The sequence below is a fragment of the Microbacterium xanthum genome (assembly GCF_034531355.1).
In the GTDB taxonomy this organism is placed as follows: Bacteria; Actinomycetota; Actinomycetes; order Actinomycetales; family Microbacteriaceae; genus Microbacterium; species Microbacterium xanthum.
Genome location: NZ_JAWHUE010000002.1, coordinates 247,527 through 265,830 on the forward strand (window position 1 = coordinate 247,527; position 18,304 = coordinate 265,830).

General features: G+C 70.0%; 18 protein-coding genes. 10 read left to right on the top strand and 8 right to left on the bottom strand.

The features are described 5' to 3' along the window. Window positions 1-91 precede the first annotated feature (91 nt). The 4 genes from RZO50_RS06815 to RZO50_RS06830 all read right to left on the bottom strand — a co-directional run bounded on the left by RZO50_RS06815 (window position 92) and on the right by RZO50_RS06830 (window position 6,014). Entirely contained in the window at window positions 92-1,786 is a 1,695-nt protein-coding gene (locus RZO50_RS06815; RefSeq protein ID WP_322598962.1) for a hypothetical protein, read from the bottom strand. Window positions 1,787-1,832: 46 nt separating this feature from the next. After that, window positions 1,833-2,903, bottom strand: coding sequence for a spore photoproduct lyase family protein (locus tag RZO50_RS06820; protein WP_322598963.1), 1,071 nt, complete (start codon window positions 2,901-2,903; stop codon window positions 1,833-1,835). A 74-nt stretch (window positions 2,904-2,977) separates the two neighbouring features. After that, window positions 2,978-4,303: a UDP-glucose dehydrogenase family protein gene (locus tag RZO50_RS06825; RefSeq protein WP_322598964.1), complete on the bottom strand. Its 1,326-nt coding sequence runs from the start codon at window positions 4,301-4,303 to the stop codon at window positions 2,978-2,980. Window positions 4,304-4,388: 85 nt separating this feature from the next. Further along, window positions 4,389-6,014, bottom strand: coding sequence for a bifunctional NAD(P)/FAD-dependent oxidoreductase/class I SAM-dependent methyltransferase (locus tag RZO50_RS06830; RefSeq protein ID WP_322598965.1), 1,626 nt, complete (start codon window positions 6,012-6,014; stop codon window positions 4,389-4,391). 76 nt (window positions 6,015-6,090) lie between these two features. Between RZO50_RS06830 and RZO50_RS06835 the strand changes: the two genes are divergently transcribed. After that, complete coding sequence (locus RZO50_RS06835) at window positions 6,091-6,645, top strand: helix-turn-helix domain-containing protein (RefSeq protein WP_322598966.1); 555 nt, start codon at window positions 6,091-6,093, stop codon at window positions 6,643-6,645. Between the two features lie 94 nt (window positions 6,646-6,739). Then, complete coding sequence (locus RZO50_RS06840) at window positions 6,740-7,183, top strand: DUF805 domain-containing protein (RefSeq protein ID WP_322598967.1); 444 nt, start codon at window positions 6,740-6,742, stop codon at window positions 7,181-7,183. A 59-nt stretch (window positions 7,184-7,242) separates the two neighbouring features. Here the strand turns inward: RZO50_RS06840 and RZO50_RS06845 are convergent, their stop codons facing one another. Further along, complete coding sequence (locus tag RZO50_RS06845) at window positions 7,243-7,395, bottom strand: hypothetical protein (RefSeq protein ID WP_322598968.1); 153 nt, start codon at window positions 7,393-7,395, stop codon at window positions 7,243-7,245. Window positions 7,396-7,518: 123 nt separating this feature from the next. Here RZO50_RS06845 and RZO50_RS06850 point away from each other — a divergent pair, with 123 nt between their 5' ends. Continuing rightward, the gene (locus tag RZO50_RS06850) at window positions 7,519-8,439 is read left to right on the top strand and encodes an aldose 1-epimerase family protein (protein ID WP_322598969.1); all 921 of its coding nucleotides are present in this window, start codon (window positions 7,519-7,521) and stop codon (window positions 8,437-8,439) included. 158 nt (window positions 8,440-8,597) lie between these two features. Next, window positions 8,598-9,419, top strand: coding sequence for a glycerophosphodiester phosphodiesterase (locus RZO50_RS06855; RefSeq protein WP_322598970.1), 822 nt, complete (start codon window positions 8,598-8,600; stop codon window positions 9,417-9,419). Window positions 9,420-9,474: 55 nt separating this feature from the next. On the opposite strand, the gene RZO50_RS06860 is transcribed toward RZO50_RS06855, so the two are convergent. Continuing rightward, entirely contained in the window at window positions 9,475-10,488 is a 1,014-nt protein-coding gene (locus RZO50_RS06860; RefSeq protein ID WP_322598971.1) for a LacI family DNA-binding transcriptional regulator, read from the bottom strand. Between the two features lie 224 nt (window positions 10,489-10,712). Between RZO50_RS06860 and RZO50_RS06865 the strand changes: the two genes are divergently transcribed. From RZO50_RS06865 to RZO50_RS06890, 6 genes are all read left to right on the top strand, one after another. Beyond that, window positions 10,713-11,366 carry a PI-PLC domain-containing protein gene (locus tag RZO50_RS06865; RefSeq protein ID WP_322598972.1) on the top strand — a complete coding sequence of 218 codons (654 nt, stop codon included), beginning with the start codon at window positions 10,713-10,715 and terminating at the stop codon, window positions 11,364-11,366. Beyond that, the gene (locus RZO50_RS06870; RefSeq protein ID WP_322598973.1) at window positions 11,363-12,091 is read left to right on the top strand and encodes a glycerophosphodiester phosphodiesterase; all 729 of its coding nucleotides are present in this window, start codon (window positions 11,363-11,365) and stop codon (window positions 12,089-12,091) included. Before RZO50_RS06865 ends, RZO50_RS06870 begins: the two co-directional genes overlap by 4 nt. Beyond that, entirely contained in the window at window positions 12,088-13,179 is a 1,092-nt protein-coding gene (locus tag RZO50_RS06875; RefSeq protein WP_322598974.1) for an ABC transporter ATP-binding protein, read from the top strand. The genes RZO50_RS06870 and RZO50_RS06875 overlap by 4 nt, the downstream gene beginning before the upstream one ends. Then, complete coding sequence (locus RZO50_RS06880; protein ID WP_322598975.1) at window positions 13,176-14,060, top strand: carbohydrate ABC transporter permease; 885 nt, start codon at window positions 13,176-13,178, stop codon at window positions 14,058-14,060. Before RZO50_RS06875 ends, RZO50_RS06880 begins: the two co-directional genes overlap by 4 nt. Next, entirely contained in the window at window positions 14,057-14,953 is an 897-nt protein-coding gene (locus tag RZO50_RS06885; RefSeq protein ID WP_322598976.1) for a carbohydrate ABC transporter permease, read from the top strand. Before RZO50_RS06880 ends, RZO50_RS06885 begins: the two co-directional genes overlap by 4 nt. 63 nt (window positions 14,954-15,016) lie before the next feature. After that, a complete protein-coding gene (locus tag RZO50_RS06890; protein ID WP_322598977.1) occupies window positions 15,017-16,342 on the top strand; it encodes an extracellular solute-binding protein in 1,326 nt (441 codons plus the stop codon). 74 nt (window positions 16,343-16,416) lie between these two features. Here RZO50_RS06890 and RZO50_RS06895 read toward each other — a convergent pair whose 3' ends face one another. Together RZO50_RS06895 and RZO50_RS06900 are read right to left on the bottom strand one after the other, a co-directional pair. Beyond that, window positions 16,417-17,352, bottom strand: coding sequence for a carbohydrate ABC transporter permease (locus RZO50_RS06895; protein ID WP_322598978.1), 936 nt, complete (start codon window positions 17,350-17,352; stop codon window positions 16,417-16,419). Then, window positions 17,342-18,301 (bottom strand): carbohydrate ABC transporter permease, encoded by a 960-nt coding sequence (locus RZO50_RS06900; protein ID WP_322598979.1) that lies wholly within the window; start codon window positions 18,299-18,301, stop codon window positions 17,342-17,344. The genes RZO50_RS06895 and RZO50_RS06900 overlap by 11 nt, the downstream gene beginning before the upstream one ends. Window positions 18,302-18,304: the final 3 nt, after the last annotated feature.

An 18,304-nucleotide genomic window follows, 5' to 3' on the forward strand; every position in this document is an offset into this window, starting at 1 on the left:
CCGGCCCCGGAGGGCCGTTGCAGCCTGAGTAAGGGCACACCGGCCCGAGGGCGGCGGGGAGCGCGGGCCGCGCGCACCCCGCCACGTATGGTCAATCGCGTTCCGCGAAGACCTCGACGCCCGCGACGATCATCATGTTGTCGACGAAGCCGCTGTCGAGCGCATCGGTCTCCGCGGTGATGATGGCCGTGAGGCTTTCGCGGTGAAGGAGCATCCGCACGTCCCCGTCGCCGATAACCACATCGACGAAGTCGCGGATGGCGAAGTTGTGGACGTTCGGGAGCAGATCGTGCAACGACAGCGATCCGACATCGATCCAGTCCTCGCCCCCGACCCACCAGTTGTTCGCGTCGTCGGCGACGGTGTGACCCTGGCCGAGGCACACATCGTGTTCGACATGCGAGTCGACGCCGTCCGGGTCGAGCGTGCCGCAGAAGGCGAAGTTCAGAGATGCCGGTGTCGCGGTGCCGTTGCTGCTCCCCATCCCGATCATGCCGCCGTCGCCGACCTGGTCGACCATCCACTCGGCGACATCCGAGGTGCCGTGACGACCGGCGGTGGCGTTGACGGAGGTGTTGTTGAGGTCCTTCTTCACCGCCCCCGGGATGAGCTCGTCCCACAGCCAGGACGAGTAGGCGTCGGACGCGCGCGCGCCCGCCCAGATCTGTCCGTCGCTGATGGCGTACTGGTCATCGTCCGCGCACGCGTGGTCGCAGTGGAACGTCCACCCGGTGGGGAGCTCGGCGGTAATCGTCGTGTCGGGGAGGGCCCTGATCGCGACGTCGAGGGCCGTCTTCTCCGTCTTCGAGATCAGCTCTTTCTCGTACAGGGTGTCCACCAGGTTCTGCGCGACCGCGCGCGTCTCGATGCTCTCGGAGAGTGCCGTGTCGAGCTTGGGACTGTACGTGGTCACGTAGTTCGAATGCGTCGATGCGGTCCTGACGTCGAACGCGTTCGCGACCGAGGTGGGAAGGACGCAGGCGGCGAGGCCGCGATCGTCGTCGTCGGCCGCGCTGGCGTCGATGTGGCAGAGGTGTCCATCGATCACCTCGAAGTCCGGGCCGCCGAACCACCAGTCGTTGTCGAGGCCGGTGTGCCCCTGACCGAGGCAGGCGGTCGTGGTGGCGTCGTCGTACGCGTGGAACGTGAGGTCGCCGCAGAACGCGTAGTGGAGGTCCTTCGGTGTGCGTCCGGTCGCGCTGTGGAAGCCGAGCCCGTCGTTGACGGTGTTCCTTCCGACCTGGTGGGTGAACCAGTCGGCGGGGGTGGCCGTGTTCTTGTGGCCGGCCGACACTTCGAAGGCGAGGCTGCCCTCGACCGACGACGCATCGACGAAGGTGAAGGGCTGGCCGTCCGTCACCGAGCTCTCCTGGAAGTCGAAGGCGAGCTCACCGATATCGCTCTGAAGATAGGCGACGTCGTCGTGCGCGTGCACGCCCGTCTCGATCTCCTCGTCAGCGACGTCGACGACGGTGCCGATGTCGGGGCCGGCGCCAGGGGCGACATCGTGGGACATGACCGGGGCCGGGGCGGGCCGGACCCACGGCGATGCCTCGGGCATGACCGGGGCGGGCGCGGTCACGCTGGGGGTGGGTGTCGGTGTGGGGTCGGGCTCCGGCGTTTGCACCGCGACATCCGGCGTGACGACGTCCGCCTCCGGGGTCGCCGTGGCGGCCGGGGCGGCTTCGTCGCTCGGCGGAAACGCGGTGCAGGCCGTGAGGGTCAGGAGCGCGGCGAGGCCGACGCTGATCGTACGGGGGGCTCTACGTGAGGCGAGGTTCACCATCCACTGATACCAGCCCCGGGTGTCGCGTTCGAATCGACGCCGACGCTCAGAACGCGTAGCGCACGCGGCAGTACGGCAGCTTCCGCCGGATGAGGGTGGTCAGTGCCGCGACGCTGTCACTCTTGAGAGGGTGTCGATACCGCACGTTCTCGGCACCGTTCTGCGATCTCTTCGGTTCCTGGATCGCCGGGGCCCACAGCAGCTCTTCGGCTTTCGGATGCCAGCCGAGGTTCACCTCGTGGAGGGCCTGGTTGTGGGTGAGGAAGATGACCTCGCAGGCGAGCTGGGCCTTCGCCCGGTCGGTGAGCACGTCGTCGATCTGATCGAACAGGTCGGCCCAGTCGCGCAGCCACGTCGGGGTGAGGATGACAGGCGAGAAGTTCACGTGGACCTCCCACCCCGCCTCGACGAAGTCGTTCACCGCGCGGATGCGCTCGGCGATCGGCGAGGTGCGCAGATCGGTCACCCGTGCGGTCTCGTGGGGCATGAGGGAGAAGCGGATCCGGGAGCGACCTGCCGGATCCCAGTCCAGCAGGTCGGGGTTGACGAACTTGGTCGCGAACGACGCCTTCGCGGACGGGGACATGCGGAACAGGTCGCACAGGTCGCGCACGTTGTCACTGATCATCGCGTCGACGGAGCAGTCGCCGTTCTCACCGATGTCGTACACCCAGCTGTCGGGGTCGCACTGGTTGGGTTCGGTCTTCGGGCCCTGCGCGGCGATGTGACGGGCGAGGTGCCGGTGGATCTGCTCGATGTTGGCGAAGACGGTGACGGGGTTGCTGTATCCCTTGCGCCGCGGCACGTAGCAGTAGGCGCATGCCATGGCGCAGCCGTTCGAGGCGGAGGGGGCGATGAAGTCGGCCGAGCGGCCGTTCAGCCGTGTCGCGACGGACTTCTTCACACCGAGCACGAGCGCCTCGGTCTTGATCCGCGTCCACCGGGCGACGTTGCGTTCATCACCGTGCAGCTCGGGGATCCGCCAGTGCGAATCCACCGGCACGATGTCGGCATCCGGCCACCGTGCGACGATCTCCCGCCCGCGGGGGAGGTCGAGGGCGGCCTGCTCGGCATAGATGCGCCCGATCTGCAGCAGGGTCTCGCGCGTGACGGCCATCAGACCTTCCTACCCGCGACCCCCGACATCCCGAGCCCCGGTCAGGCCCGGGCGCCGGTTCCGGTGGTGCCGGGTCAGGGGCGGCCCATGCCGTGGTAGGTGAAGCCGGCGCGTCGCCAGGCGGTGGCGTCGAGGCAGTTGCGTCCGTCGACGACGACCTTGCCGGCCACGAGGGTGGCGGCGTGGGCGGGGTCGAGCTGGCGGCGCCATTCGTCCCACTCGGTGACGACGATGACGGCGTCGGCGCCGGTGAGGGCCTGGTCGCGGTCTTCGACGTAGGTGAGTTGGGGGTGGATGCGGCGGGCGTTCTCGATCGCGGCGGGGTCGGTGACGGTGACCTTCGCGCCGAGGCCGTGCAGGCGCACGGCGACGTCGAGGGCGGGGGAGTCGCGGATGTCGTCGGAGTGGGGCTTGAAGGCGGCGCCGAGGACGGTGATGTTCTTGTTGTAGACGGTGCCGTCCAGGGCGGTGACGGTCAGGTCGACGGCGCGGTCGCGGCGGCGGAGGTTGATCGCGTCGACTTCGCGGAGGAACGCGACCGATTCGCCCTTGCCGAGTTCTTCGGCGCGGGCGCTGAAGGCGCGGATGTCTTTGGGGAGGCAGCCGCCGCCGAAGCCGATGCCGGCGCCGAGGAACTTACGGCCGATGCGGGCGTCGTGGCCGATCGCGTCGGCGAGGGTGGTGACGTCGGCGCCGGTGACTTCGGCGATCTCGGCCATGGCGTTGATGAAGCTGATCTTCGTCGCGAGGAACGCGTTGGCGGAGACCTTCACGAGCTCAGCGGTGGCGTAGTCGGTGACGATGAACGGCGTGTCTTTGGCGATCGCGGTGTGGTAGACCTCGCGGAGCACGTCGGCGCAGCGTTCGCCCTCGGTGGTGGGGTGACCGTCCTCGGAGGGGACGCCGGCGACGAGACGGTCGGGGTCGACGGTGTCTTGCACGGCCCATCCTTCGCGGAGGAACTCGGGGTTCCACACCAGCGTCGCGCCGGTCTCGGCCACGCGGGGGGCGAGGTTCGCGGCGGTGCCGACCGGCACCGTCGACTTGCCCGCGACCAGGTCGCCCTCGGAGAGGTAGGGGAGCAGGCCGTCGACGGCGGCGTTGACGTAGGTGAGGTCGGCGGCGTACCCGCCGGCCTGCTGCGGGGTACCGACGCCGATGAAGTGCACCTTCGCGCCCTTCGCCGCGGACATGTCGGTGGTGAACGACAACCGTCCCGATGCGATGCCCTCGGTGAGGATCTCCTGCAGACCCGGCTCGAAGAACGGCGCGTCACCGGCGGACAGCGACGCGATCTTGCGCTCGTCGACATCGATCCCGACCACCTCGTGACCGATCGACGCCATCGCCGCGGCATGCACCGCACCCAGGTACCCGCAACCGATCACCGAAAGACGCATGAAACCCCCATGGAAGAAGACAGACACTCTGTCTTACCAGTCTCGCATTGCGAGCGTGCGTCACACGCCTCGGACAGTCCGCCGCTCAGCCGACGCGCACGGCGCGGAGCACGACGTCCTCGACGTGATTGTGGCTGATCGCGCCGGCCGGTCGGGGCCGGGTCTCGTGCACGTCGAGGCGCCAGCCGCCGTCGGCGGCAAGGGCCTCGGCGATGTGCGCGACGCCCACGAAGGCCGCCGGGTCGAACAGGCGCGTGGTCTCGGCCGGGTCGAGCTCCTCGTACGCCCAGGCCATGTCGTGGGCGACGACCAGCAGCGTGCCGCCCGGCGCGACCGCATCCACGAGGTTTCGCAGCCCGCGCCCGTCGGGGGTGCGGGTGAAGGAACCGTACTGCAGCGAGACGAGGTCGAAGCGGTCCTCGCCGTAGGGGCGGATGCCGTTGGCATCGACGTGCAGGGTGCGCACCTGGACGCCGCGGCGGGCGGCCTCGTCGTCGAGCCGGCCCAGGGCTCGGGAGGAGACGTCAGTGGCGGTGACGGTCCAGCCGCGCTCGGCGAGCCACAGGGCGTCGGCGCCTTCGCCGGTGCCGACATCCAGCGCCCGGCCCGGGGTGAGGTCGGTGACCTCGGCGACGAGCGACCCGTTGGGGTTGCTGCTCCAGACGCGCTCGTCGCCGTAGCGGGCGTCCCATTCCGCTTCGACCGCCGAGGGGCGCACGCCCGCGGCGAGGTCTTCGTTCGCGAGACTGAACGCGAGGTGGGCGCCGACCATGCTGCCGTTCGCCGCGGCCGGGAGGACCTGCAGGCTCGGATCGGCCACATTTCCCGCGGCGTAGACGCCCGCGACGGCCGTCGCGCCGGTCGCGTCGACGCCGAGCGCCTCGCCCAGCCCGCTGGGGTGCGCGGTGGCTTCGAGTCCGAGGCCGGCGAGCATGTCGAGGCGGGCATGGAAGCGCGACCCGACGAGGACGGCGTCGGCGGGCAGTCGGGTGCCGTCGGCGAGGTCGACGCCGAGCGCGCCGTCCGCGTCGGTGATCGACCGCACCGGCGTCTGGAGCACCGCCACACCCGACGCCGTCAGGCTTCGCAGCGCCGCCGGGTCGATGCCGGCCGCGTCATGGACGACGACGGTGAGCCGGTCGGTGAGGTGCCGAACGAGCGGGGTCGGGTGCAGTCCCATCGGGGTGGTGACGATCTGCACGACCCGCTGGTCGCGCACCTCCCAGCCGTGGCAGAACGGGCAGTGGATGACCTCGCGTCCCCATCGCTCGCGCAGTCCCGGGATGTCGGGGAGTTCATCGACGATGCCCGAGGCGACGAGCACGCGGCGGGCGAGCAGGGCGCTGCCGCCGGTGAGTGCGACGCGGAACCGGTCGCCTTCGCGCCGTACATCGAGCACCCGCCCGGTGAGCACTTCGCCGCCGTACGAGCGCACCTCGTCGCGCCCGATCGCGACCAGCTCGGCCGGCGGGGCGCTTTCGCGCCCGAGGTAGCCGTGCATGTGCTCCGCCGGCGCGTTGCGCGGGGTGCCGTCGTCGACGACGATCACCGACCGACGCTGCCGGGCCAGCTGCAGGGCCCCGGCGAGCCCGGCGGCCGATCCGCCGATGACCGCGACGTCGCACGTGCGGCTCATCGCCGGCCCGTGGCCGGTGTGCTCGTGGGTGGTGTGCTCGTGGGGGGCGTGGTCGGTGGTGTGGTGGTGGCCCATGCCGACAGCGTATGCGCGTCTGGCGCATTCGGGATGGCGTCTTGCATAATTCGCAAGCGCGCGGGATGCTCGTCCCATGACCACGTCCGATGTCGAACAGCTCGCGCGCGTGCGGTTGCGCAGCATCCGCACCACCCTCGGGTACTCGCTCGACGAGATCGCCGAGCGCAGCAACCTCAGTGCCTCGACGATCAGCCGCATCGAGACCGGCAAACGCAGCCTCAGCCTGGATGTGCTGGTGCCGCTGGCCGAAGCGCTGCAGGTGAGCTTGGACTCCCTCTTCCACGCGGACGACGATGACGACGTCGTCATCCGCCCCACGCAGCACCGCTCCGCCGGACGCACGACCTGGGCGCTGAACCGCATCGACGGCCGCACGATGGCGATGAAGCTGCGCCTCGAACCCGAGGCGGACATGCCCCCGCCGCGCGTGCACCCCGGCTACGACTGGTTCCTCGTGCTCGAGGGGCGGGTGATGCTGCAGCTCGGCGAGCGACGCATCGAGGTCGGCCAGGGGGAGGCGGCGGAGTTCTCCACGATGACTCCGCACGCGATGGTCGCCGTCGGCGCACCGGCCGAGCTCATCATGGTCTTCGACCGGGAGGGGCAGCGCGCCCACCTGCACCGGTGAGCGTCACAACCCCCACGAGGCACGTCTGATTCGGGCACAGTGGGGATGCCCGGTTCGGGGCTTTTCGCACTCACTCACCTCGGGGGATCACACCGTGACCAACGCATCCGCCTCGCTGTCGCAGCCGCTCTACGGCGCCACCTTCGGCCAGGCCTTCACCCGCTTCTGGAAGAAGTACGCCACCTTCACCGGCCGCGCCAGCCGGAGCGAGTTCTGGTGGTGGTACCTGGCATACCTGCTCATCTCCACGGTGCTGAGCATCGTGCTGACGATCCTCGCCTTCGCCGGCGCGACCTTCGACGGCCCGACGACCGCGACCACACCGGGGCCGCTGTTCGGGGTGGGCATGGCGATCTTGGGGCTGTGGTTCCTCGTGATCATCGTCCCGACGCTGGCGATCTCGTGGCGTCGTCTGCACGACACCAACCGTTCGGGCCTGTGGTGGTTCGTCGGGTTCATCCCGGTCGTCGGGGGCATCATCCTGCTGGTGCTGCTCGTGCTCGACAGCGACCCAGCCGGGGCCCGCTTCGACGCCTGACCGGAACCGCACGACGCGCCCGTCACCGGAGCGGTGGCGGGCGCGTCGTGCATATGCGGTCAGTCTTCGTCGTCGACGGTGGCGTCCTCGGCGGCTGCCATGGCCGCCTCGCCCTCCTCGGGCGACTCCGACCCTGCCCCGCGCGATCCCTCGTGGGTGCCGGGTGCGTCGCTGTGCTCGTCGTGTCGGTCGTGGGATGCATCGGTCGTCATGGTGACCTCCGTTCCGTCGTTCGTTCCGCATCCACTCAACCGGTCGCACGCCACGGCCGCGAGGGGTTGCGGATACCCCGGACACGTGATCGGGCCCGCCCGGGAGCTTCTAGGCTGGTCGGCGTGACAGGCATTCTGGGTGAACAGTTCGTGCTCGATGACGGCACCGTGCGGATCGAGGTCGGTTCGCTGGCTGCCGTCCTCCGCGAGGTGAGGGTGCGGGGCGTGCGCATCACGGAGACCGTCGGGGCGCAGGCGCTCCCCTCGCACGGGTGCGGCATCGTCCTCTCGCCGTGGCCGAACCGTGTGAAGGATGCCCGCTGGGAGCTGGACGGCACGACCCAGCAGCTCGATGTCACCGATGTGGCCCGTGGCAGCGCCATCCACGGACTGCTCCGCAACACCCCGTACACGCTTCGTCACCGCACCGATGAGGTGATGAGTCTGGGCGCTGTGATCCACCCGCAGCACGGCTGGCCGTTCCTGTTCGAGACATGGGTGACGTATGCGCTCGAGGCCGACGGCTTCTCGGTGACGCACGGGGTGCGCAACCGGTCGGATGCGCGCGCCCCGTGGGCGGTGGGTGCGCACCCCTACTTCCGTGTCGGCGAGGTGCCCACCGACGACCTGACCCTCCACGTCGACGCCGCCGTGCGGCTCGAGCTCGACGAACGGTTGAACCCCGTCGCGGAGCGCGACGTCGCCCCGGGTGAGTTCGATCTGCGAGGGGGAAGGTCTCTCGCCGGGGCCGACCTGAACGTCGCCTACGGAAAACTCGCGAACCGGGACGAGCCGGGGGAGATCGCCCGCCTGGATGCCCCCGACGGGTCATCGACGCAGGTGTGGGCCGATCCGGAGTTCGGCTGGGTGCAGGTCTTCACACCCGATGATTTCCCCGGTGCCGACGGTGTCGGGCGCGCGGTCGCGCTGGAGCCGATGTCGGCGCCGCCGAACGCGCTGAACTCGGGCACGGACCTCATCTGGCTCGAACCCGGCCAGGTGCGCGAGCTCACGTGGGGCGCCCGCTACCTCCCCGCCGACTGATCCCGGCGCCGGTGGCGGCGGATCCCGCTCGGTTCACCGCCCGGTCGCGCACCGTTCACTCGGCCACCACCGCGTGGTCGCCGTCCCGGCACGCCGGGTCCGGAGCGTGGGGCGCGGCGTCCGCCCGGCGCCCACCGACCGAGGGAGAGGCCATGTCCGTGATCGAAGCAGTCGAGACCGACGGGGTCGTCGCCCGATGGGTCGCCGTGGCCGCACACCGGGGTGCGTCGATCGAGTACCCCGAGAACACCCTCGCGGCGTTCGCGGCGGCGATCGCGTACGGCGCCGAGGGCATCGAGCTCGACGTGGCCCTGAGCGCCGACGGGGTGCCGGTGGTGATGCACGATGACACGGTCGACCGCACGACCGACGGGCACGGACCGGTCGACGCTCTCACCGCCGCGCAGTTGGCGGCGCTCGATGCCGGCCGCGGCGAGCGTGTGCCGACCCTCGCGGAGGTCCTCGCGCTCGCCGCGGGGCGCGCCGAGGTGAACATCGAGATCAAGGCCCCTGCGGCGGTGCCCGCCGTGGCGGATGTCGTCGCCGCGTTCCCCGACCTCGTCTGGTTCGCGTCGTCGTTCCACTGGCCGGTGCTGCAGGAGCTGCGTGAGCGGATCCCGCAGGCCCGCCTCTACCCGCTGACCCTCGGTGTCGGAGACCCGGGCGTGATGCGCCGGCAGGCGGTGGCCGGCGGGCATCCCGCCGAGCGCGTGGACACCTGGTTCCGGATGCTCGTGGAGCAGCTCGAGTCCACCGGCTTCGAACCGGCCCTCGCGTTCGCCGAGCACGTCGGTGCGGAGGGCGTGTCGATCTGGGAGGACGGACTGGGCGCGCCGGAGATCGACCGCCTCCACGCTGCCGGTCTGCGCGCGTACGTCTGGACGGTCAACGACCTCGCGCGGGCGCGCGAGCTCGCGGGTGCCGGAGCCGATGCGTTGTGCACCGACGACCCCGCGGCGCTGCTCGCCGACCGCCCCTGAGACCCGGCACGCCGCGCGGGACCGGCCGACCCGGACCCCCGGGCGGCCCTGGGGGTCAGCCGCGGGAGACGGGCGCGGTCGATCCGCGCGGCACGAGGTGTGGGGTGACGACCTCTTCGCGGTCGGCGGACCGGCCGAGGGTGCGCTCGCGGATCATCTGGAAGGCGCGCTCGCCCATCCGCTCCCACGGCTGGTCGACGGTCGTCAGAGCCGGGCGCACCAGGCGGCTGCTGGTGGTGTTGTCGTAGCCGGCCACCGCGAGGTCTTCGGGGACCCGCAGTCCCGCACGCTCGGCGACGCCCATGAAGGCGATGGCGGTGACGTCGTTCGCGGCGATGTACGCGGTCACACCGCGATCGCGGGTCAATCGCGCGAGATGTGCCGGATCGGCGGCGAGGTCGTCGATGTGCAGCGCGCCGGTGGCGGTGTCGTTGAGGAAGCGCGAGGTCTGCTCGAGGAAAGCCGCGTGCCGCACGCGTGACGACGACCTCTCGGATTCGGCGACGAAGCCGATGCGTCGATGCCCGGACGCCACCAGATGCTCGACGGTCTCCCGGATGCCGACGCGCATGTCTCCCCGGACGGTGTCGGTGCCGGGGGTGTGGTTCACGGTCGAGCCGATCACGACGACGGGTCGGCGTGACCCGGCCCGGGCGACATCCTCGCCCGGGAGCCAGCTGCTGACGATGACGACTCCGGCGACGCCGAGGGTGTCGAACTCGCGCAACTGCCCGCGCATCCGCTCGATGTCGCGGGCGCCGTTGACGACGTGGACGGAGGAGCGGTCGGCCTCGTTCTCGATGCCGAGGACCACCTCGACATGGAACGGATTGCGCAGGTCGGTCACGAGCACCCCGATCATCTCGGTGCCGCCGAGCATGCGGAGCGCGTGCGGGGTCACGTGGCGGCCGAGGGAGCGGGCGGCGTCCAGCACCCGGCGCCGGGCGTCCTCGCTCACCCCGTTCTCGCCGCGCAGGGCCAGGGACGTGAGCGACTTGGACACGCCCGCGCGCGCGGCGATGTCGGCGAGCCGCGGCGGGGTCGAGCGGCCCTCGGGTGTGGGGGGCACCCTCCCAGTCTTCCATCCGCCCCGGCGGCGGTGCACCGACGGTCCCCGCCGGGGCGACGCTGCACGCGCGGGCGTCCACGATTTCCATGCCCCGGTGGCGAAGTGTTCACGTGCACGTCGCTCCCGGTCACGGACAGGTCACCGTCCATGCCCCGTCGATGACCAGGTTCGGGGGACATCGCCCCGGACCGACCGGTCGCGGCGACCCGACGAGAAGGACCCCCATGACCACTCCCGCCACGCCACGACCGGCGTCGTACCTGCGGCTGCCGGCCGGCGGCACCCTCGCCGACGCGGTGGCCCTCGGGGCGGACGGCGTCTCGTGCGAGCTGTCGATCCGAGACGAGCGCACCGTGCTCGCCGGTGACACCGGGCTCGAGGCGCTTCTCATCGACGCCACCCGCCGCGGTGTGCGGGTGGAGCTGGTCGCGGGCGGACAGGTCGACTTCGGGGATCAGGCCTCGCTCATCGCGGCGTCGGTGGCCACTCTCGTCTCAGCGCGTCTGATCACCCCCGATGTCCGGCTGACCTCGTTGGATCACCGCGCCCTGACGGCGATCGGCGGCAACGCGGTCGGGCTCCGACTGGGGCTCCGCCACGTGGCGGCTCTGCATCGCGGTGCGCAGTACGCCGCCCTGCTGAACGCCTCGTCGCTGCACCCCTTGGCCGGGGTCACCACCCGCGAGGATGTGGCGGAGGCGACGGCGGAAGGGATCCCCGTCCACGCGTGGACGATCCCCGCGTCGTGGTGGCCCGTCCCCGAACGGGAGCAGTACGACCGCGCGTGCGCCGCCGGTGTCGACGCGGTGACGATCAGCGACCCGGGTCTGCTCCGGCTCCGCGACGCCGCGGGCGAGGCGACGGAGGCGCGCGCATGATCCGGGGACTGATCGCGCACCGCGGCGCGAGTGCGGCGGCGCCGGAGAACACCCGTGCCGCGTTCGCCCTGGCCCTCGCCCAGGGCGCGCGCACGATCGAGCTCGATGTGCACCTGACCGCCGACCAGCGGCTGGTGGTCATCCACGACGCCACGATCGACCGCACCTCCGACGGCACCGGGGCGGTGTCGCAGATGACCCTCGCCGACCTGCGCGCGTTCCGTTACGACCGCACCCACCCGGGCGCGTTCGCGCCCGACGAGGTCGGCATCCTCGAGTTCGCCGACGCCGTGTCGTTCATGGTCGAGCACGACCTGGATCTGAACGTCGAGACGAAGTCGTTCGGTGACGATGCCGAACGGGTGAACGACCTGGTCGCGGCCACCGTCCGGGAGGCCGGCTGGATGCCGCGGACCCTCGTGTCCTCGGTCAACCACCGGGCCGTCGCCGCGTTCGCGGCCGATCACCCCGACGCGCTCACCGCGATCGCCTTCGTGGAGCGCTTCGTCGACGTCGTCGCCTACGCGCGCCGCTGCGGCGCACGGGTGCTGCACCCCCACCACCGCCTGCTCGACGAGGCGTTCGTCGAGCAGGCCCATGCGGCGGGGCTCCGCGTGAACGCCTGGACCGTCGACGACGAGGAGGAGGCCTCGCGCATCCTCGCCCTCGGCGTCGACGGGCTGATGACCAACCGTCCCGATATGCGTGTGGAGGCCACCTCATGAGCCGCGTCGATCTGCAGTCCGTCGTCAAGACCTTCGGTGAACGCACCGTCATCGAACCGATCGACCTGACCGTCGACGAGGGCAGCTTCACGGTGCTCGTCGGCCCGTCCGGCTGTGGCAAGTCGACGACGCTGCGCATGATCGCCGGGCTCGAGCAGCCCAGCGGCGGTCGTATCGGCATCGGCGGCCGAGACGTGACGTCTCTGCCACCGGGGGAGCGCGGGGTCGCGATGGTGTTCCAGAACTACGCCATCTATCCGACGATGAACGTCGCGCGCAACATCGAGTACGGGCTGAGGAACACCGGTGTCGCCAAGGCGGAGCGGCGCGAACTGGTCGAGGAGATCGCCGAGACGGTCGGGTTGACCGATCACCTGCGCACCCCGCCCGATCAGCTCTCCGGTGGGGAGCGGCAGCGCGTCGCCCTGGCGCGGGCGATGGTGCGAAAGCCCGACGTGTTCCTCATGGACGAGCCCCTGTCGAACCTCGACGCGCGGCTGCGTCAGCACATGCGCGCCGAACTGGTCGACCTGCACGCCCGCTTGGGTGCGACGTTCATCTACGTCACCCACGACCAGGTCGAGGCCATGAGCATGGGCAGTCGCATCGTGCTGATGGACAAGGGTCGCATCATGCAGGACGCCTCGCCGCTCGAGCTGTACACCCGCCCGGCGAACACCTTCGCCGCACGGTTCATCGGCAGCCCCCCGATGAACGTCGTCGCCGCCGCCCAGCTCGGCCCCGCAGCCGAACCCGGCGCCGGTTTCGTCGGGTTCCGCCCCGAGCATGCCCGGGTCGCTTCGTGCGGCGAAGCGACCGCGGCCGGGTGGGTGCGGCTGGAGGGCACCTCGGTGGCCAGCGAATACCTGGGGGCCGAGACGGTCGACCGGGTGCGGTTGGACTCGGGCGAGCCGGTGTCGGTGCGTGGCTTCGACGGTCACCGACCGCTCGCCCGTGGACCGGTCGCCGTGCACGTCCCCGCGTCGCGACTGCACTGGTTCGACGCCTCGCAGGCCCGTATCGACGCCGCGCCGGAGCGCATCCCCGCGGCCGTCGCACGCCCCGTCGCGGTGGGAAGCCCCGCGTGAGCTCCCGCCGCACCCGGGTGCCGCACCGGGCCCTCCCGTACCTGCTGGTCGCGCCGGTGGTGATCCTGCTGGCGGTGTTCTACCTCTACCCGCTCGGGTACAACCTGGTGCTGTCGTTCTTCGACTGGAACATGCGCGGCCCGATGACCTTCGTCGGCCTCGGCAACTTCGTGGAGATGTTCACCGACCCCGATTTCGGCCGCATCCTCGGCAACACGATCCTCTACATGGTGATGGATGTGACCCTCACCCTCGCGGTGGGATTCGCCCTGGCACTGTACCTTCGCCGGCTGTCCTGGGTGAACCGCTTCCTCGAATCGGTCGTGTTCGTGCCGACGGTGATCTCGCTCGTGTCGGTCTCGCTGGTGTTCGTGTGGCTCATGCGCGCCGATGACGGGCTGCTCAACTGGGTGCTGTCGCTGGTCGGTGTGGAGGCGGTGGGCTGGCTCACCGACCCGTCGGTGGCGCTGGTGTCGGTGGCGCTGGTGTCGGTGTGGAAGTCGGCGGGCTTGAACGCGCTGATCATCCTCGCCGCCATGCGGGCGATCCCGCCGTATCTGGACGAGGCGGCGGCCCTCGACCGCGCGAGCCGGTGGTCGCGGTTCACCCGGATCACGGTGCCGATGATCTCGCCGACCCTGTTCTTCCTCGTTCTGATCAACATCATCGCGTCGTTCCAAGCCTTCGACAGCATCAACGTGATGACCCAGGGCGGTCCGCAGGGCGCGACGAACACGTTGATCTTCAGCATCTACCGCGAGGGCTTCAGCTATTACCGGGTCGGATACGCCGCGGCCATGGCGACCGTTCTCATGGTCATCGTGGGGGCGATCACGGCCGTGTACTTCCGTGTTCTGCAGCGAAAGGTGCACTACCGATGACCGCCGTGGTCCGCGAGCCCCTCGTTCTCACCCCCACCCGTCCCGCGGGGGCGACCGCCGCCGTCCCGCGCGGGGTGGTGCGCGCACTCGCCGTGGCCGGGCGTGTGCTCGGCGGCGCGGTGGTGCTCGTGATTTTCCTCGGGCCGTTCCTGTGGATGCTGTCGACGTCGTTCCAGACGGCCGCGGAGGCATCGTCCCTGCCGCCGACGCTGTGGCCGGAGCAGTTCTCGCTCGACAACTTCGTCGAGGCGTTCCGACGGGTGGACTTCACGCACTTCGCGGTGAACTCGATCATCATCACCGGTGCGACCGTGATCGGGCAGATCGTGCTGATCGTGCCGGCGGCCTACGCGTTCGCCCGGCATGAGTTCCCGGGGCGGGCGACGTTGTTCGGGATCGTGCTGGCCACCATGCTCATCCCGGGGCAGTTGATCTTCCTGCCGGTGTTCGTCATGTACGCCGAGGCGGGGCTTCTGAACACGCACGCTTCGCTCGTGTTGCCGTTCCTGGCCAGCGGCTTCGGGCTGTTCATGCTGCGTCAGCGCTTCATGCAGGTGCCCGACGCGATCCTCGAGGCGGCACGTCTCGACGACGCCGGTGAACTGCGCATCCTGTGGACGATCATGCTGCCGATGGCGAAGCCGACCATCGCGACCGTCGCGCTGTTGACCTTCGTCGGAACGTGGAACAACTACTTCTTCCCGCTGGTGTGGACCACCACCGAGTCGGTGCGCACGCTGCCCCTGGCCGTCGACCGGCTGGTGCGGGTGGATGAATTCGCGCCCAACATCGCGATGGCCGGCAACGTGCTGCTGATCATCCCCGCCGTGGTGGTGTTCCTCCTGACCCGTCGCCACATCATGAACGCCTTCACCTACACCGGCGTCAAATGACCTCCGTCCGTCCCCTTCCCATCCCTTCCCCCGTGTGCCCGACTATCGAAAGGTCCCTCTGACATGACCATCCGCACCTCGCGCGCCCTCCGCGTGCTCAGCCCCGTCGCGTTCGTCGCCGCGGCAGGCCTCGCCCTCACCGGCTGCGCCGGCAGCGCGTCGGCCGATCCCGCCACCTACGTCTACGAGCCCGGTGAGGAGGTCGTCGAACTGGAGTTCTGGAGCGCCGCGGTCGAAGACGTCAATGCCGAGATGGCGGAGATGTTCAACGAGACCCGCGGTGAAGAGCTCGGCATCCGCGTGAACGTCACCTACCAGGGCGACTACTTCGAAACCGAGCAGAAGGTCTACGCCGCCCAGCTGGCCGACACCATGCCGAACGTGTTCGTCGACGAGGTCGGCATGACCAAGGGGTTCCAGGAGGGCGGTGTCGCGCTGAACCTCACCCCGTACCTGGAGGCCAACGGCATCGACGACGAGGACTTCCAGATCGGCGCGACCGGCAACTTGTACATCGACGGCGACATGTACGCCCTCCCCTACATGCGCAGCGTGCCGGTGATGTACGTCAACGGCGCCCTGCTGGAGGACTACGGCTTCGACGCCGAGGGCCCCGAGACGCTCGCCGAGATGGACGAGATCCTCCGCACGATCAGTGCCGACACCGGTGAGCCGGCGATGGTGCTGCCGAACTACGACCTGTGGGTGCTCGAAGCACTCATGTACAGCTACGGCGATGCGTCCGTGCTGTCGGAGGACTTCGACAGTTCGAACCTCGATGACCCGGGCGCGGTCGCGACCGCCGCATGGCTCGGCGACCTGATCGACGCCGGCGCGGTGCGCCACACCGGTCCGACCGAGCTGCAGGAGTTTATCGCCTCGGTGACGGCCCCCACCACCGCGGTGACCCTCACGAGCTCCGGCGCCATCCAGACGCTGCAGGGGATGGCCGGTGAGGCCGGCATCGACCTCACCGTGGCGCTGTTCCCCGCGGGCGAGGACGGCAACCGGGGCGTCTCGGTCGGCGGATCGAACCTGTACGTCGCCGACACCGGCACCGACGAGGAGAAGGCGGCGGCGTTCGAGTTCGCACGCTGGGCGACCGACACCGAGCAGGCGGCTTACACCTCGGCGGCGACCGGTTACGTCGCCGTCCGCGAGTCGTCGCAGGACACCGAGCTGCTCCAGGAGACCTTCGCCGCCAACCCGGCCTACGCGGTCGCCACCGAGCAGCTCTCCTACGGTCGCACCCGTCCGATGGGGGAGTCCTACACCGAGATCCAGCAGCTGATCATCGAGCGTCTGGCCGCGCTGTGGGCAGACGGCGGCGACCCGGAGCAGGCGATGGCCGACCTGTCGGCCGAGGTCGACGCGATCCTCGACCGCTGATACCCGGTCACGACACGAGAGCCCGTGGATGCGCGCAGCATCCACGGGCTCTCGTCGCGGGGCAGAGGGTCGGTTCAGCCCTTCAGGCCGGTCTGGGCCAGGCCCTCGACGAACTGCTTCTGGGCGAAGACGAACACGATCAGCACGGGAAGCGCGGTCATGGTCGACGCGGCCATCTGCACGTTCCACATCTCTCCGCCGTACGCGTCCGTGTAGCGGGTGAGCGCTTGGGGCAGGGTGAACAGCTCCGGGGAGAGCAGGTACACCGTCGGCTCGAGGTACAGGTTCCACACGTTCAGGAACGTGAAGATCGCCACGGCGGCCAACGCGGTCCGCGACAGCGGCAGGGCGATCCGCCACCAGATCGCCCAGCGTCCGAGCCCGTCCAGACGCGCAGCCTCCTCGAGCTCGACCGGCAGGGTGAGGAAGAACTGGCGCATGATGAAGGTCGCCAGAACGCTCGGCGCCCCGAAGGTCGTCACCAGCAGCAGCGGCCAGTGGGTGTTGACCAGGCCGACCGCGTTGAACATCTGGAACAGCGGCACGATCGTCACCTCGCTCGGGATGAGCAGGCCGGTGAGGACGACCAGGAACAGCGCGTTCTGCCCGGGGAAGCGGATGCGCGCGAAAGCGTACCCCGCCAGCGCCGAGATGAGCATCGTGCCGACCGTCACGAATGCGGCGATGTAGAGGCTGTTGAAGTACTGCAGCGCGAACGGCTGCACCGTGAACGCCTCGACGTACGCCTCGAGGGTCGGGTCGGTCGGCCACAGCGTCGGCGGGAACGCGAAGATATCCGACACGGGCTTCAGCGACGAGGTGATCATCCACCAGGTCGGGAAGACGAACGGGATCGCGAGCACGCTGAGTGTGCCGTAGAACGCCACGGCCTTCCACGGCGAGGTGACGGGGCGGCGGCGGTTCTGCGGCCGCACCGACGTCACCCGGTCGAGGTTCGGGGTGAGGGAGGTGGCGGGCGCGGCGGGCGCCTCGGGGCTCTCAGTTCTCATAGAAGACCCATCTCTTGCGCAGCTGCCACTGAGCGATGGTCAGGGCGCCGACGATGAGGAACAGCAGGATCGCCAGCGTCGACCCGTAGCCGAACTGGTGGAATTCGAAGGCCTGCTGCACGAGGTAGTAGACGAGCACCGTGGTGGAGATGCCGGGCCCGCCCTGGGTGAGCACCGCGATCTGGGCGTACACCTGCAGGGAGCCGACGATCGTGATGATCAGGGCGAGCAGCACGGTGGGCGAGATCAGCGGCAGCACGATGCGCACGAACACGGTGCGGTCGGTGGCGCCGTCGACCCGGGCGGCTTCCTGCAGCTCGCGGGGAACACCCTGGAGGGCGGCGAGGAAGAGCACCATGTTCAGGCCGACGTTCTTGAACACCTGCACGACGATCACCGAGAACATCGCGGTGCCGCCTTCGCGCAGCCAGTTGGGTCCTTCGATGCCGACCACGGCGAGCAGGCCGTTGATGCCGCCGTTGTCCTGCAGCAGGAACCCCCACACGATCGTCCACGCCACGAGCGAGACGACGACGGGGGAGAAGAAGATCGTGCGGAAGACGGTGACGCCGCGCCAGCGGCGGTTCAGCAGCACGGCCAGCAGCAGCGCCAACGACAGGTTGAACACCACCAGCCCGATGGAGAAGACGGCGGTCGCCGTCAGCACCGGCATCAGCTGCGGATCCGAGAACAGCTTCTCGACGTTCTCGAGTCCGACGAAGGTGAAGGTGCCGGCGAGCACGTTCCACTCGTGGAAGGCGTAGTAGAAGATCAGGCCGAGCGGGATCAGCACGAACAGCACGATGCCGAGCAGCTGCGGCGCGATGAACAGGTAGCCCGCCGCGGCGTCGCGCCGGGTGGCGGTCCACCAGCGGCGCGGCGCGGGGTCGGGGGCGCCCCCGGCCCGCGACGGTGCGCGAGCCGGGAGCGTCGACGTGGGGGTCGTCATGGG

Bases quoted from the DNA above. Each gene is read 5' to 3' on its own strand.
- RZO50_RS06895 (WP_322598978.1), bottom strand. From the start codon at position 17,352: ATGAGAACTGAGAGCCCCGAGGCGCCCGCCGCGCCCGCCACCTCCCTC.
- RZO50_RS06890 (WP_322598977.1), top strand. From the start codon at position 15,017: ATGACCATCCGCACCTCGCGCGCCCTCCGCGTGCTCAGCCCCGTCGCG.
- RZO50_RS06875 (WP_322598974.1), top strand. From the start codon at position 12,088: ATGAGCCGCGTCGATCTGCAGTCCGTCGTCAAGACCTTCGGTGAACGC.
- RZO50_RS06885 (WP_322598976.1), top strand. From the start codon at position 14,057: ATGACCGCCGTGGTCCGCGAGCCCCTCGTTCTCACCCCCACCCGTCCC.
- RZO50_RS06845 (WP_322598968.1), bottom strand. From the start codon at position 7,395: ATGACGACCGATGCATCCCACGACCGACACGACGAGCACAGCGACGCA.
- RZO50_RS06830 (WP_322598965.1), bottom strand. From the start codon at position 6,014: ATGGGCCACCACCACACCACCGACCACGCCCCCCACGAGCACACCACC.
- RZO50_RS06825 (WP_322598964.1), bottom strand. From the start codon at position 4,303: ATGCGTCTTTCGGTGATCGGTTGCGGGTACCTGGGTGCGGTGCATGCC.
- RZO50_RS06870 (WP_322598973.1), top strand. From the start codon at position 11,363: ATGATCCGGGGACTGATCGCGCACCGCGGCGCGAGTGCGGCGGCGCCG.
- RZO50_RS06835 (WP_322598966.1), top strand. From the start codon at position 6,091: ATGACCACGTCCGATGTCGAACAGCTCGCGCGCGTGCGGTTGCGCAGC.
- RZO50_RS06865 (WP_322598972.1), top strand. From the start codon at position 10,713: ATGACCACTCCCGCCACGCCACGACCGGCGTCGTACCTGCGGCTGCCG.
- RZO50_RS06900 (WP_322598979.1), bottom strand. From the start codon at position 18,301: ATGACGACCCCCACGTCGACGCTCCCGGCTCGCGCACCGTCGCGGGCC.
- RZO50_RS06815 (WP_322598962.1), bottom strand. From the start codon at position 1,786: ATGGTGAACCTCGCCTCACGTAGAGCCCCCCGTACGATCAGCGTCGGC.
- RZO50_RS06820 (WP_322598963.1), bottom strand. From the start codon at position 2,903: ATGGCCGTCACGCGCGAGACCCTGCTGCAGATCGGGCGCATCTATGCC.